Below are 14,478 nucleotides of genomic sequence, written 5' to 3'. Positions count from 1 at the left end.
AACACCCATGTCGCCTCCGACCGTTCGTGATTCATCATGACATTGCCGTCACTCAGAGTCGAGGGAGCACGGAATGCGCGAGTTCACCGCCGCCCCGCGGTATCCGGTTCCGGCCCACGGCGGGGTGGTGGAGCTGGTCTACGGCAACGCCGCAGCCGAACCCGGCCGGGAGGCCTTCCGCCGCAAGGTCGACGGGCGCTGGGTCCCGGTCACCGCGGGGGAGTTCGCCGAGCAGGTGACCGCGGTGGCCAGGGGACTGCTGGCCGGTGGCATCGCCGCCGGGGACCGGGTCGGCCTGCTGTCCTCGACCCGGTACGAGTGGACGCTGCTGGACTTCGCGCTGTGGGCGGTGGGCGCGGTGCCGGTGCCCGTCTACGTCACCTCCTCGGCCGAGCAGATCCAGTGGATCCTGGCCGACTCCGGCGCGGCGGCGGTGCTGGTGGAGACCGCCGAGCACGAGGCCGTGGTCGACGGCCTGCGCCCGGAACTGCCGGAGCTGGGCCGTCTGTGGCGGATCGAGCCCGATGCCACGACGCCGGGCGCGGTGGCCGAGCTGGTCGCCGCCGGTGAGCGGGTGGCGGCAACCGAGGTGGTCCGGCGGCGGCGCCTGGTCGACCCGGCGGACGTCGCGACGATCATCTACACCTCCGGCACCACCGGCCGCCCCAAGGGCTGCGTGCTCACCCACGCCAACTGCTTCGCCGAGGCGGGCAACGCCGTCGAGCTGCTGCGCCCGATGTTCGAGGGCGTGGCGGGGGAGGGGGCCTCAACGCTGCTGTTCCTGCCGCTGGCGCACGTGTTCGGCCGGATGGTGCAGCTGGGCGCGGTGCTCTCCGGCGCGGTGCTGGGCCACAGCGGCGACATCAAGTCCCTGCTGGCCGACCTCGCCACGTTCCGGCCGACCTTCGTGCTGTCGGTGCCCTACGTGTTGGAGAAGGTCTACAACACCGCCGCGCACAAGGCGCACGCCGCGGGCCGCGGTCGGCTGTTCGAAAGCGCGGTGGCCACCGCCATCGCCTACTCGGAGGCGGCGAAACCCGGTCTGGGCCTGAGGATTCGGCACGCGCTGTTCGACCGGCTGGTCTACCGCAAGCTGCGCGCGGCCTTCGGCGGGCGCTGCCGGTACGCGATCTCCGGCGGCGCGCCGCTCGGCGCGCGGCTGACCCACTTCTACCGCGGCATCGGCCTGACCGTGTTCGAGGGCTACGGCCTCACCGAGACCACCGCGGCCGCCACCCTCAACTCCCTGGACGCCTACCGGCCCGGCACGGTCGGCCGCCCGGTGCCCGGCACCTCCGTCCGGATCAGCGAGGACGGCGAGGTGCTGATCAAGGGCGGGGTGGTCTTCCCCGGCTACTGGCACGACGAAACCGCCACCGCGCAAGCGTTTCCGGCCCAGGACTGGTTCGCCACCGGTGACCTCGGCGAGCTGGACGAGGACGGTTTCCTGCGGATCACCGGGCGCAAGAAGGAGATCCTGGTGACCAGCGGCGGCAAGAACGTCGCGCCCGCGGTGATCGAGGACCGGATCACCGCGCACCCGCTGATCGCGCACGCCGTGGTGGTCGGCGACGCCCAGAAGTACATCGCGGCCCTGATCACCATCGACCAGGAGCACTTCCCGCAGTGGAAAACCCGTGCGGGCAAACCGGAAACCGCCACCGTGGCCGAGCTGGCGGATGATCCGGACCTGCGCGCGGAGATCCAGCAGGCCATCGACTCGGGCAACCAGGCCGTCTCCACCGCGGAGTCGGTGCGCCGGTTCCGGGTGCTGCCCGCGGAGTTCACCCCGGAGACCGGGCACCTCACCCCGTCGCTGAAGCTGCGCCGTGCGGTGATCATGCAGGACTTCGCCGAGGACGTGGCCGGTCTCTACGCCTAGCATGGCCGGGGTGTCGCCCTACTGGAACACCAATGTCGCCCGGCACCCGGACATCCTGCGCGCGGTCCCCGAGGGCTGTCGCGAGGCACTGGACGTCGGCTGCGGCGACGGGCTGCTGGCCAGGAAGCTGACCGGCAGGGCCGAGCGGGTCACCGGGGTGGACAGCTCGCCCAGGATGATCGCGCTGGCCCGCGAGCTTTCCGGCGGCCAGCCGGGTCTGGACTTCATCGAGAGCGACTTCCGCACGGCCGAACTTCCGTTGGCGGGCTACGACTTCATCTGCTCGGTGGCCACCGTCCACCACGTGGACCTGGCGCAGGCCCTCATCCGGCTGCGCGACCTGCTGCGGCCCGGCGGCACCCTGGTCGTGGTCGCGCTGGCCCGCTCGGTGACCCCGGCCGAGCGGGCGTTCGCGATCGCGGCCACCCCGGTGGTGTGGACGGTGAAGCGGCTGCGCCGCGCGCACGGCCCGGACGGGATGCCAGGGACCCAGCCGACCCTGAGCTACGGGCAGGTGCGGGCCACCGCGCAACAGCTACTGCCCGGCGTGCGCTACCGCAGGCACGTGCTCCGCCGATACTCGCTGGTGTGGACCAAGCCCGCGGTCACTCCTGGACCAGCGACCGGATGATCTCGATCGCCTCGGCCACCCGCTCCGCGTCCGTGCGGTGGCTGAGCACGCACAGCCGCAACCGGAACCGGCCGTCCAACCGGGTGCTGGACAGGAAGACCCGTTGGGTGGCGTTGATCCGGGCCAGCAGCCGCTGGTTGTCGGCATCCGATCCGTGCCGCAGCGCGAAGACGTTCACCGTCAGGTCCGGCGTCAGCGGAACGTCCACTTCGGACAGTGCGGACAGCTCGCGGTGCACCAGCCCGGCCAGGTCCAGCTTCTCCTCCAGCGCGCGGCGGAACGCGCCGACGCCGTGCAGGTGCAGCGGCAGCCACAGCCGCAGGCCGCGGAACTCCCTGGTCAGCTCGGGGCCGAGGTCGCAGAAGTCCGGCGGCCACGGATCGCGCTGGAGGTCCTGGAGGTAGCTGGCCTCCACCGTGTGCGCGGCGCGCAGGGCAGCTGGGTCGTGGACCAGCAGGACACCGGTGCCGTAGGGCAGGAACATCGACTTGTGCGGGTCGAAGGTGATGGAGTCGGCGAGTTCGATGCCGCGCAGGCGTTCCCGGCCGCGTTCGGTGAGCTGGAAGCCGCCGCCGTAGGCCGCGTCAACGTGGAACCACAGGCCGTGCCGCTCGGCGAGCGCGGCCAGTTCCGGCAGCGGGTCGATGGTGCCGGTGCTGGTGCTGCCCGCGGTGCCTGCCAGCAGGAACGGCCGGTGGCCCGCGGCGAGGTCGGCGCGGATCAGCTCCTCGGCGGCGGCCGGGTCCATCCGGTGCTCGGCGGTCACCGGCACCACCCGCACCTGCTCGGCGCGCAGCCCGGCGATCAGCGCGGCCTTGGCCACGCTGAGGTGGGTGTGCTCGGTGACGTAGAGCGTGCCCCGCTCGTGCCGGGGGCCGAGCCGGTCGTGCCGGGCCGCGACCAGCGCGGACAGGGTGGCAGGCGACCCGCCGGTGGTGATCAGCCCGCCCGCGGTGGCCGGCAGGCCGAACTCCTGGCACAGCCACTGGAGCACGCTGTCCTCCAGCGCGACCAGGTCCGGCGCCATCGAGCTGATCGCGGTGAACCGGTTGACCACGGTGGACAGGAACTCGCCGATCGCCGCGGAAACCAGTCCACCGGCGGGGAAGTAGGCCAGGTAGCCCGGCCCGGCGGTCTCCACCGCGTTGGCCGCCGCGGTGCGGAAGACCGACAGCAGCTCGGCGAACTCACCCGGCTCCTCGGCCGGTGGGTCGAACGGTTTTGGCTCGGTCGTCGCCGAGGCGGGAGCCGAGGGCAGTCCGGCGAGGAACTCGGTGGTCAGGTCGCCGGTGGCGGTCAGCATCGCGGCCAGCTCCGCGGGGCAGGGGTCCCAAGACATGGCCGCACCCTAGGAACCGCGTGGCGGCCCGGTCTTGTACGTTATTGCGCCCGGCCGCGCAGGTAGCCGCCCGGCGCGACCCCGACGATCCGCCGGAAGTGCCGGGACAGGTGCGCCTGGTCGACAAAACCGACCTCGGCGGCGGTCTCGGCCGGTCGGCGGCCCGCCTCCAGCAATGTCCGGCTGCGCCGCACCCGTTCCTGGTTGAGGTAGGCGTGCGGCGGCAGGCCGAACCGCTCGCGGAACCCGCGCAGCAGCGCGAACCGCCCGAGCCCGACCTCGGCGGCCAGCTCGTCCAGGCTCGGCGGCCGGGCCATCCGCGCCAGCAGCAGCTGCCGCGCCCGCTCCAGCCCACGCACGTCCGCCCGGACCGGCGACCGCTCCCGCGCCTGCGTGCCCCGCCGCTGCCAGAACAGCTGGATCGCCTGGTACAGCAGGGTTTCCGAGCTGAGGTGGACCTCGTGCTCGGCGGCTCGGTGCGCGGCCAGCAGTGCCCCGGCGAGGTCCCGGTCGTAGCTGGGATCGCGGTGGAAGGCCGGGGTGCCGGTGGGGCCGCCGAGCTCCCGCACGACCGCCGACACCAGCTCGACCGAGGGGTAGAGCACGCGGTAGGCCCAGCCCTGCTCGTCGGCGGCCTGTCCGCTGTGCACCTCGCCGGGATGCACGCACACGCTGCCGCCCGCGCCGATCAGCAGCGCGCCGGAACCCGCGTGCAGCACCTCCGCGCCGCGCTGCACCACGCCGATGGCGTAGGTGTCGTGGCTGTGCCGGGTGAAGGCGTGCCTGCGGTACCGGGCGGCCAGCAGGTCCAGCCCGGGCACGCTCGGATGCCGCCAGTACCGCGCGGGCTCGGCCGTCGCCACGGTGCCACCGTACGTCGAATAGGGTCCCGGCATGACGGTGATGACGCTGGCGATCCAGGAACGCGCCGAGTTCGCCGACTTCCTGGACACCCTGACCGCCGAGCAGTGGGCCGCGCAGACCCTGTGCTCCGGCTGGACCACGCGCGAGCTGGTCGCGCACGTGATCAGCTACGACGACGCCGGTATCGCGGGCTCCTTCCGGCGGCTGGCCCGCGGCGGGTTCTCCCTGGCCCGGACCAACCAGCTCGGCGTGACCGAGTACGCGGCCAGGAGCCCCGCGGAGCTGGTCGGCCTGCTGCGCACGCACCGGCGGCCGCGTGGGCTGACCGCGGCCTTCGGCGGCATGATCGCGCTGGTGGACGGGCTGGTCCACCAGCAGGACATCCGCCGTCCGCTCGGCCTGCCCCGCGAGATCCCGGCCGAGCGGCTGCGCACCGCGCTGCGGCTCGCGCTGCTGGCGCCGCCGCTGGGCGCCTTCCGCCGGGTCCGCGGTCTTCGCCTGGTGGCCGCCGATCTCGACTTCACCCGGGGGTCCGGGCCCGAGGTGCGCGGGCCGGGGGAGGCGCTGCTGATGGCCGTGTCCGGGCGGGGGCACGCGCTCGACGAGCTGTCCGGTCCCGGGGTGCCGCTGCTGGCCCAGCGGATCTGACCGCGCGTCTACTGCTGCCGGACGTCCGCCGGTGTGCCGCCGGTCAGCTGCACCAGTTCGGTGAAGGTGGTGGCGAACAGGGTGTGCCTGGCCCCGCCACCGGCCCACAGCTCCGGATAGCCGGCCAGTGAGGCGTCGATCAGCGTGGGCAGCGGGGCGGGATGGCCGATCGGGGCGACCCCGCCCACCGGCTGACCGGTGGCCGCCAGCACCACCTCGGGATCGGCCCGCTTGAGCTTGGGCACGCCGAGCTCCGCGGCGGCCTTGCGCAGGTCGACCCGGTTCGCGCCGCTGCTGACGATCAGCACCGGGCCCTGCTCGCCGGTGAAGACCAGGCTGTTGGCCACCGCCCCCACCGGGCAGCCGACCAGTGCCGCGGCGGCCGCGGCGGTGGGCACGTCCTCGGTCAGGGTGACGATCTTGATCTCCCGCGCCAGCACGCTCAACGCGGTCTCCACCCTGCGCACGGCCTCCTGCATGGCAACCCCTTCCTCTTCGCCGCGGAGGTTAGTGTCGCCCGGCCGGCCGGCGGAACCGAGTTTCGCCGGATCCACTGTGGAGCGCGCGTTAGCCGAGTGTCAGGCGGTGTTCTTAGGGTCTGGGCGATGAGCAGCACGGAGGATCGGCCGCCGCGGCCGATCGCGCGCGGGGACGTGGTGGCGGCCTACTCCGAGCACCTCGGCGAGTGGACCGCGGCCCAGATCACCCGGGTGGAGCGGGCCACCCGGACCGTCGCCGTCCTGGAGCTGGACTGGTCCGGTCCGGAGCCGTTCTCAGTGGCCGACCTGGGACCGGAGCTCAAGCCGGCCACCATGACGCCGTCGCCGCCGCTGGGGGCGCGGCAGCTGGTGCACAGCCGGCTGCCGTGGGTGCTGCCGCGCAGCCACAAGGTGATCGGCTCGGCCGAGGTGCTGCCAGCCGGTCCGGTGGTCAACGAGAGTCCTATGTGGACACTCGGGCTGGACCTGGGGCGGCGCAGGCACGGCGCGCACTGGCCCTACCAGGACAGCTGGGTCAACTGCCTGGCCGAGGAGCTGGCGCCGATGCTCGACGGCGAGCCCGACCCGCTGGTGCGGGAGCTGACCGCCGGGGAGATCGAGGAGCTGGACTGCGCCCGGCTGGTCACCCGGTTTCCGTTGCTCACCAGCCTGGTGCTGGTCGGCGACCTGGGCAGGCTGGTGCACCCGGCGAGCCTGAACCGGCTGCGTTCGCTGCGCCGCCTGACCATCACCGACCTGTCCGGGCCGACCGCGGCCGACCGCCTGTTGCCCGGCGAGCTGCCCGCGCTGGAATGGCTGTCCCTGGACCGGGTGCCGATCGACTACGCCGAGGCCGTGGAATCGGCCTGGCAGAACGAGGTGCGCCACGGGGTCGACCTGCGCATCGGCCGGGCCATGTCGCCGGAGTGGTTCGCGGCCAACCGGGACAACCCGTTGCGGGACTGGGAAGGCCGAGCCGAGCTCGACCAGTACACCTACCAGCGCTGCCTGGCCCAGTACCGGTCCACCAGGGAGGCGCTGCTGGCCGCACTGGCTGGTCAGGCCGGGCCGGACCGGCTGACCGGGCTCGGGCAGGCCTACGGCGCGGCCTTCCACAGGCTGGACAACGGCATCGGGTTCATCGGCTACGAGGAGACCGGCGTGCTGTGGGAGTCGCTCAACCGCGTGGTCGAGGAGGTCGCGGCCGGGCAGGACCTGAGCGAGGTCAAGCGGGCGCTGTGGGACGGCCTGCGGTCCGGACTGCGGGGTGAACCATCAGAGTCTTGACCGGCCCCACGGCCAGGGAATCGTGGTGAGCAGGGCGGATCCGCCGCCGCGTTCAGAGCTTTGGCCGCGGTCTCCAGGGAACTGACCGCTGTCGTTGACGGGCCGCGCCGCCGCTGGTGAGCCTGGGCTCGGACCATTCCCTGCTTGTGGTTCGAGAGGACGACAACGATGGCAAGACTGCGCAGGACGGCGGCCGCCTTGGCGGCACTGCTCGCGGTGGGCCTGACCCCGCCCGCGGCCGCCGAACCCGCCGCCGCGGCCGAACCCGCGGTGGCAGAGGCGATGCTGACCGAACGGGCCACCACCGCGACCGGACTGGCCGCCCAGGGCCGCACGGTCGAGGTCGACGTGCGGCGGCGTGACGGCGACTGGGTGTTCGGCTCCGGGGTGCTCACCGCGCCCCCGGTGCACGGGGCCGCCCCGGACGCCTGGCTGTTCCTGGGTCGCCGCACCGGCAACGGCTGGCAGATCGCACTCGACACCGGAGCCGGGTTCGCCGCCCTGGCCGCCCGCGCCCCGGAGTCCGTGCTGTCGCTGGGGGAGAAGGAGACCTTCGCGGCCAACGCGCGCAACGCCGCCGCGCCCACCGGCCTCGCCCTGCCCTACCCGACCGGGGTCTCCTGGACGATGATCGGCGGCCCGCACGGCTGGAGCGGCCAGCCGCGGCCGTGGAGCTCGGTGGACCTCAACGGCGGCGACCGGCGGGTGCTGGCCGGGCAGAGCGGCCGGGCGTACTGGATGTGCCGCAACGGCGGGCACATCCGGATCATCCACGACAACGGCTGGACCACCGAGTACTACCACCTGCTCGATGAGATCAAGCCCGACGGCGCGCCGATCAAGCTCGGCGACTACCTCGGCCTGACCAGCACCCGCATCCCCTGCGGCGGCTCGGCCGGCAGCAACCACGTGCACTACGCGGTGAAGAAGGGCACCGCGTGGACCGCGCTCAACGGCCTCACCATCGGCGGCTGGACCTTCCGCGAGGGCAGCCGCGCCTACAGCGGCTACGCCACCCACCAGACGGTGCGGCGCAACGTCGGGCAGCAGCTGACCAACTACGGCCCCGACGACCCCGGCTGAGCCGTTCACTCCCATTCCCAGCGGATGCCGTGACAGCCCGGTGGCGCGTCGGCCTGCACCAGGTGCGTGGCGCCCCACCGGGTCAGCGGCAGCTCGGCCAGGTCCGTCCACGGGGTGCCGATGTCGGGCTGCCAGATCCGGAAGCAGCGGGCGGGCAGCGCGGCCGGGTCGAACTGGATCTGCAACAGGTAGCTGCGGATCGGGAAGCGCACACCCCGGTGGTAGTCGGTGGGTTTCGGCCCGCCCGCGCTGTAGGCCAGCTCGTACTCCAGCACGTAGGTCTCCCCGGCGGCCAGCTTGCGCTCGAAGATCAGCTCGACCGCGGTGAGCCCGTTCGCCCGGTCCTCGCGCACCCGCCCGATCCGGCACTGCCGGGCCAGCCGGATGTCCGGCAGCACCGGCGCCTCGCTGTGGTAGACCGCGATGTGCCGGTCCACCCCGTCCCGCCGCGCCACCAGCACCACCTGCCCCTGGATGGCCAGCTCCTCCCGGTCGGGGCCGAGCACGATCCGGTCGTGGTGGCTCAGCAGCCCCAGCCCGCCGTCGGCGCGGTCCTGGATCCGCGCCAGCAGCCTGCGCACCCCCGCGTGCACCGGGCAGACCCGTTCCAGCGGCAGCGAACCTGGCACGTGGTCCAGCCACCGCCCGCGCGGTCGGCGCGGCCCCAGCAGGGTGATCAGCTGACCACGCGGCAGGCCGAGGATGTCCTCCAGCACGAGCACCGCGCGTAGCGAGTCCGGTCGTTCCGGCCGGCAGGCGCCACGCTGCCAGTAGCTCAGGGTGGCCACGCTGACCCGCACATCCTGTAGCCGGAGGTGGTGGCGGAGGCGTTCCAGGGTCAGGCCACGGGCGTCGATCGCGGCGCGCAGGGCGTCACTGAAGACAGACATGCCGCATTCCTCAGGTTCGGGTGGCCCCCGGCCAGTGTGCGGCAGGATCAGGGGGTGACCGGACTGGTTGGCGGTTTTGCGTCGATCCGGCGGCTCGCCGTTCGTGTAGGGGGCGAAGCCAGGACGAGGGAGGTCCCATGACGAGGGTGTTGCTGGACGGGCTCGCGGTGGGGGAGTCGCCGCGCTGGCACCAGGGCAGGCTGTGGTTCTGCCACTGGGGCGCGGACGAGATCGTCGCGGTGGACCCGGACGGCCGGGCCGAGGTGGTGCTGCACGACCCGGAGATCGTGCCGCACTCCATCGACTGGCTCCCGGACGGCCGGCTGCTGATCGTGCCACGCGCCGAGGCCTACCAGGGCCTGTTGCAGCGCCGGGAACCCGACGGCTCGCTGGTCACCCACGCCGACCTGCGCCCACTGGCCGCGGGCTGGAACGAGCTGGTGGTGGACGGCCGCGGCAACACCTACGTCAACGGCAGCGACTTCGACTTCCTCGGCTTCCTGGAGGGGAAAGCGGAGTTCGTCCCCGGCGTGATCGCCCTGGTCACCCCGGACGGCGTGGTGCGGCAGGTGGCCGAGGGCATCGAGTTCGGCAACGGCATGGTGGTCAGCCAGGACAACTCGACCCTGGTCATCGCCGAGTCCTTCGCCGGCCGGCTCACCGCCTTCGACATCACCGAAACCGGCACCCTGACCAACCGCAGGACCTGGGCCGAGGGCGTCGGCCCGGACGGCATCACCATGGACGCCGACGGCGCGATCTGGACCTCGCTCACCGACCACGACTGCGCCCTGGTCCGCGAGGGCGGCGAGGTGGTGCGGACGATCGAGCTGGACCGCAATCCGTTCGCGTGCGCGCTGGGTGGGGCGGATGGGCGGACGCTGTTCGTGATGGCGGCGCGGTGGAACCCGGAGAATCCGTTCGGCGGGCCTCGGACCGGCCAGGTGCTGACCACCTCGGTGGCGGTGCCGGGGGCGGGGTGGCCGGGGCGCGGCTGCCCGTTGTAGTAGTCATCGAGATCGGCCGCTGCCGCCAAATTGCCCCAGAATAGGCACCCGGTTCGCACCTTGTCGTGTCACTACTGACAATGCAGCGTCAGTGCGGTTCGCCGAATAGTGCTCCGGATCCTGTCGCGATGGTGTGTTGTTTCAAGGAGCGTGTCTGACCGTGTTTGACTAACGGTGTGCACTTCTACCCATTATCCAGCTCTTCCTGGCGAGCGGTAAGACGACTTATCTCGGCGTCTATCCAATCTAGGGTTTCCTGAATGTGAATGTGAAGCTCGCCGTCTTGGTCGTTTGTTAGAGCTTCAGTGGCGACCATTCGTACCCGGTTGAGTTCGTTGGAAACGCTACCAATCCAGCTCCACTGAGATGGACGCATGGCAGTGGCTATCTGCTGGCGAACGGTTTCGGTTGTGGCTGAGTCTGCTATCCGTGCGATGCGGATGATGTGACGCGCCAGGTCGGGGTGGTGCAAGGGCCAGATGTCTAGCGGGTTGAGTGCGGTGGTCAGGGCGATCAGCTTCTTAGAGTCGAGGGCGTCAGCCACAGTCGCGAGATGTCGAGCCTGGTTGGTGGTCATGCCCTGGCACATCACTACGCCAGCAACGGCAGCGGCTCTGATAGGGCACTGGGTGGCAGCTCTGGCCAACCAGGACGCCATGACGTCAGCGTGCTGATCGAAGGCGACCGCGATGCCTTCGGCGGAATATGGCATGGTGTGCCCCGCGTCGGACCATGCGGCCAGCGAGTCGAGGATAAGTACAGGGTGCGTCCTGGCAATACCTCCAACTATCTCCAGCATGGCGTAGTCCGAAAATCCGCAGTGATCGATGAGGATCAAGATAGCTTCCGCGCCAGCCTGGTCGAGATTGCGACCCCATACCGCTCCATCGTAGTCGCTGGCACGCTCCAGTAACCGCTGAGTGCTTCGCGCGGTTATTCCGGCATCCAGGAGTCTGGTCGCGACCGAAGCGGGGTCTGCGACCAGCAACGGATGGGTGCCGAGCAAGAAACGGTCTCTCAGTTCAGGATCCGGGTCGCTCATTCCCATCTGATAGACCTCGCGCCATACTCCTGTCCGGTTGGCCCAGCCTGCGATATCGTACGCCTCCGCCACGGCCTTTTTCGCACCGTGCCGAAAACTGTCAAAACCTTCGAGCCAGCGAAGGAAGAGATCCTCGCTCTGCTGTGCCCACTGGACTAGAAGTCGAGGCAGTTGCTGGTCGAGCGGTCCGGGGGCATGTGCGGTTACCTCGCGCACGAGGCTGCCTGTAAGGTCCGGCCGAGCCCCGGAGAAACTGCGCAGCAGCAGCGGCGGGGCGGTGCGGGCGGGGTCCGCCAGTTCGAGTTGCCGAAGTGCATCGTCAAGTTCACGCACAAGCTTGCTGGGCCCACCGGCCTCGGTAAGTAAGTCGGCCGCCTGGGAGGTCAGCGCGGCAGTCTCGGCCCGCTTGAGGGCTATCCGATGTTGAATATTCCGCATCCTGAGTTCTTGGCGTTGACTTTCGTCCAAGTTGGCCTCCTGCTCAGTGCGGGCCAACTCCGCATCACGCAGCTCCTCAACTGTAGGAACAGGATCTGTCCTAAGTGTGCTGCTCGAGTAGCCATTGCCCATAACGAGTTCGGCAAGGTCGTCACCGAATCCGTTCAATCGGGTGACTAAAACAAGAGCAGCATGGCGCAGAGGTAAGGACAGGGCGTGGTCGGCTGTCCACACTAAATTCAGGTGAATCAGCCTGCGGATCACTGGGCTTCCGGTGGACAAGGCGACGTCCGCAAAGGTGGCGATTGTAGCTAGATCATCATCTTCCCAAGCTAATATTTCGTTGTCGGAGGGATCGTAGCCAAAGCCACCCTTCGGCGGGCGGATCGCCTCTCCGAGAAGCCGGACCGCAGCGCCTGCTCTACGCAGGTCAGTTCCCGCCGCCTCGCGGTGCAGTATCCTGCGGATGCGGTCACGTATCGGCCGCGCCCACGATGGATTGACGTTGTAGAGGTGAAAGTTCAAGGTGAGTTGGGAACTTTGAATTGTCCGGTGGCCATCCTTCGATAGCAACGAATTGAGTGCAAACAACGGCGTATCGATGTCCCGGTTCGTCGCGGGTTGAGACAGCCACGTCTCGACCCGGTCCACGATACGAGCTGGGAAAGAATCTTCCTGCAGATTTCCGATATTGGCGAGCTCGTCGAGGAAAACCCGTTCAGGGTGGAAGGCGTGGCGATTTACTGGTCTCTGATCTGAGCGCCGCAGTGCCCAGAGAGCGTCAAGGCTCGTTTCGAGGAGGTCTGGGCGGCTGGTGGCGCACCGCCCATACAGTTCGGCGAGCCTGTACCGGGCACGTTCTGCCGCAGCATGGTTGCTGCCCTCAGCGTCCGCTCGAGCTCGCACGTCCTCAAGCAAATTGATGAGCAAGTGTGGCTGTGTAGTTGTTAATCCAATGATCCCGTCCAGCGCCTGCGTGGCTCCGTCCAAGTCGGCTTGCCCTATCGCGGTGCGCACGCTGTCCCACACGCTGGCGAACACTGCAGGTCCAGCGCGATGACCTAGGCGCCAATCCAGTTCGGCGAGTTCGGTAATGAGCCGACCCGAGTACCGGGCACCGAACGCTAGCCACAGTTGTCGTGTGAAGCCGGTATCGTGTTGGCCGACAGCCGATTCACGTTCGAGGATATCGTCGGCGAGCACGTCCGGTGTGACCTGTGTTCCTGTTTGTCGGGTGACCAGGACGCCGCGTCCGCGTAGTTGCTCGACCAGTCTGAGCATTGTTGCCAGGTCGAGCTTGCAGAATGATGCGATCTCGGCAAGTAGGCCAGGATCATCGTCGGAGACCGAACCGAGTGCAGCATAGACAGCCAAGAGACGGCGGGCGGGGTTGTCCACACCGTCCAAAGCCAGCTCCTGGTAGCGGGCGAGGACTTGCTCGCGAAGACCGATGTCGACGGCCAACGGCCCAGTCAGCTCGCCACGGCGGATTAGGTTGGCCGCCACAACCGCTACGTACGGGCTATGAACCGCCTGATCCGCGAAGTACTGCCGAGCAGCCCACGGCAGCTCGAGTCCAGTGGTCAGCGATTCGACAAGTTCCTTCGCATCGCGCTTCGTCAGCTCGTTGACAACAATTTCATGCACCTGGCCGACGGAGAATCGGGCAGTCGCAATCTGGGCATGGAGGGCTCTGACACCATTCGGTCGAGAGGTGAGCACTAGTTGCGTGCCCGGGACGTTCCGGACGTAGGTCAACAGCGGGGTGAGAGCCTCTGGATCCCGGTGCGCATCATCAACGACCACCACCGCCGGAACTTGAGGCAGCTCGCCCAAGGCGGCACCGTCGAGGTACGCACCTGGCGAGGAGAGAAGAACTGGCACTTCCCTATGGTTCACTTGGAACGCTTCCAGAGCCTCGATAAGCAGTCGGGTCTTGCCTCTCCCTCCAGGGCCGCTGATCAGCACTACGACTGGATGTAGACCAGTCCGGTCCAGTGCGCTCCCAAGTTCACGCAACTCCGCCTGCCTGCCAACGTGAGGCCCGCAGTCGTTGAGTACCGTCTCCGGATTGACCCGATCCTCAACGAATGTCGAGAGGCTCCAGAACGCGTCCTCACCGGGCACCCCTAAAAGTCGCTTCCGTTCCGTCTTCCCCCACGTCTCGTCCAAGACATCGCGGCGCTTGTGTAATGGAAGGTCGGCTAGCAGACGTCCCAAGCCACGCCGATCCAATAGATTCCAGCCTGGGTACTTGGCAATCTCGGCCCTGGCTGGGCTGGAAGCCTCGCCAGAGCACACCAGGTAGTACTCGTGCGCCACGTAAGCACACTCCGCGACGGCGTCACGCACCTGTGCCGGAGTAAGGTTCCAGTACCGCTTGCATTGCCAGGCCGCAGTGGCACCGTCACTGAACGCCCCAGCGAAGTCGATCCCGTCCTGCTTGTCGCCGCGCCGCCCCCACCGATCGACCTGGATGACCTTCCGGACGGAATCGACACAGAATCGGTGAGCGCTCAGCAGCCGCTCAGTGAAGTCCTCGAACTCTCCCGGAGCTAGCGATGGTGTCGGGAGCAAGGTCGGTTCAGTATCTGGTCGACCGGGCTGTTCGGTCATTGGAGAAGCATACGCCGCAGTGCCGATCGGCCTGGGGCACGACAGCCGACCTGTTTGACCACGCGGTCTTGGAACTCGACTGATCGCCCGACGCTGCGGGCGTTGACCGAGGCGGCGGACGCGTGCGTCGACGCGACACTGCTGGGGCGCACCGAGGCAGCGGACGTCGAGCTTCCCAATTCGCACGAACGGAAGCGCATCTCACCGACAGGTCGGTTGCTCGGCATGGCCCACCTCGATGGTCGTCCGCGTGCAGTGGCCGCTTACCCACA

At 69.4% G+C, this 14,478-nt stretch carries 11 protein-coding genes; 6 read left to right on the top strand and 5 right to left on the bottom strand.

The features are described 5' to 3' along the window. The first annotated feature begins 73 nt into the window (after positions 1-73). Entirely contained in the window at positions 74-1,882 is a 1,809-nt protein-coding gene (locus tag M8C13_RS02605; protein ID WP_252478786.1) for a long-chain fatty acid--CoA ligase, read from the top strand. Positions 1,883-1,892: 10 nt separating this feature from the next. Beyond that, the gene (locus tag M8C13_RS02600) at positions 1,893-2,513 is read left to right on the top strand and encodes a bifunctional 2-polyprenyl-6-hydroxyphenol methylase/3-demethylubiquinol 3-O-methyltransferase UbiG (RefSeq protein WP_252478785.1); all 621 of its coding nucleotides are present in this window, start codon (positions 1,893-1,895) and stop codon (positions 2,511-2,513) included. Here the strand turns inward: M8C13_RS02600 and M8C13_RS02595 are convergent. Together M8C13_RS02595 and M8C13_RS02590 are read right to left on the bottom strand one after the other, a co-directional pair. Continuing rightward, entirely contained in the window at positions 2,488-3,852 is a 1,365-nt protein-coding gene (locus M8C13_RS02595; RefSeq protein WP_252478784.1) for an aminotransferase class V-fold PLP-dependent enzyme, read from the bottom strand. The two genes, M8C13_RS02600 and M8C13_RS02595, sit on opposite strands and share 26 nt — an antisense overlap. Before the next feature lie 41 nt (positions 3,853-3,893). Further along, on the bottom strand, positions 3,894-4,715 hold the full coding sequence (locus tag M8C13_RS02590; protein WP_252478783.1) for an AraC family ligand binding domain-containing protein: 822 nt from the start codon (positions 4,713-4,715) through the stop codon (positions 3,894-3,896). 31 nt (positions 4,716-4,746) lie between these two features. Here M8C13_RS02590 and M8C13_RS02585 point away from each other — a divergent pair, with 31 nt between their 5' ends. Beyond that, on the top strand, positions 4,747-5,364 hold the full coding sequence (locus M8C13_RS02585) for a maleylpyruvate isomerase family mycothiol-dependent enzyme (protein ID WP_252478782.1): 618 nt from the start codon (positions 4,747-4,749) through the stop codon (positions 5,362-5,364). A gap of 8 nt (positions 5,365-5,372) precedes the next feature. Here M8C13_RS02585 and M8C13_RS02580 read toward each other — a convergent pair whose 3' ends face one another. Beyond that, complete coding sequence (locus M8C13_RS02580) at positions 5,373-5,843, bottom strand: YbaK/EbsC family protein (protein ID WP_252478781.1); 471 nt, start codon at positions 5,841-5,843, stop codon at positions 5,373-5,375. A gap of 126 nt (positions 5,844-5,969) precedes the next feature. Here M8C13_RS02580 and M8C13_RS02575 point away from each other — a divergent pair, with 126 nt between their 5' ends. Further along, on the top strand, positions 5,970-7,130 hold the full coding sequence (locus M8C13_RS02575; RefSeq protein ID WP_252478780.1) for a hypothetical protein: 1,161 nt from the start codon (positions 5,970-5,972) through the stop codon (positions 7,128-7,130). Positions 7,131-7,298: 168 nt separating this feature from the next. Continuing rightward, positions 7,299-8,213: a M23 family metallopeptidase gene (locus M8C13_RS02570; protein ID WP_252478779.1), complete on the top strand. Its 915-nt coding sequence runs from the start codon at positions 7,299-7,301 to the stop codon at positions 8,211-8,213. Between the two features lie 5 nt (positions 8,214-8,218). Here the strand turns inward: M8C13_RS02570 and M8C13_RS02565 are convergent, their stop codons facing one another. Next, positions 8,219-9,103: a hypothetical protein gene (locus M8C13_RS02565; protein ID WP_252478778.1), complete on the bottom strand. Its 885-nt coding sequence runs from the start codon at positions 9,101-9,103 to the stop codon at positions 8,219-8,221. 137 nt (positions 9,104-9,240) lie between these two features. Between M8C13_RS02565 and M8C13_RS02560 the strand changes: the two genes are divergently transcribed. Beyond that, positions 9,241-10,110, top strand: a complete 870-nt coding sequence (locus M8C13_RS02560; protein WP_252478777.1) for an SMP-30/gluconolactonase/LRE family protein — start codon at positions 9,241-9,243, stop codon at positions 10,108-10,110. 184 nt (positions 10,111-10,294) lie between these two features. Here M8C13_RS02560 and M8C13_RS02555 read toward each other — a convergent pair whose 3' ends face one another. Further along, complete coding sequence (locus tag M8C13_RS02555; RefSeq protein WP_252478776.1) at positions 10,295-14,206, bottom strand: restriction endonuclease; 3,912 nt, start codon at positions 14,204-14,206, stop codon at positions 10,295-10,297. Between the last annotated feature and the right edge of the window lie 272 nt (positions 14,207-14,478).

Source organism: Crossiella sp. SN42 (assembly GCF_023897065.1).
Taxonomy (GTDB): domain Bacteria; phylum Actinomycetota; class Actinomycetes; order Mycobacteriales; family Pseudonocardiaceae; genus Crossiella.
The sequence above is the reverse complement of the archived record's forward strand: the minus strand, read 5'-3'. Positions and strand labels throughout refer to the sequence as shown.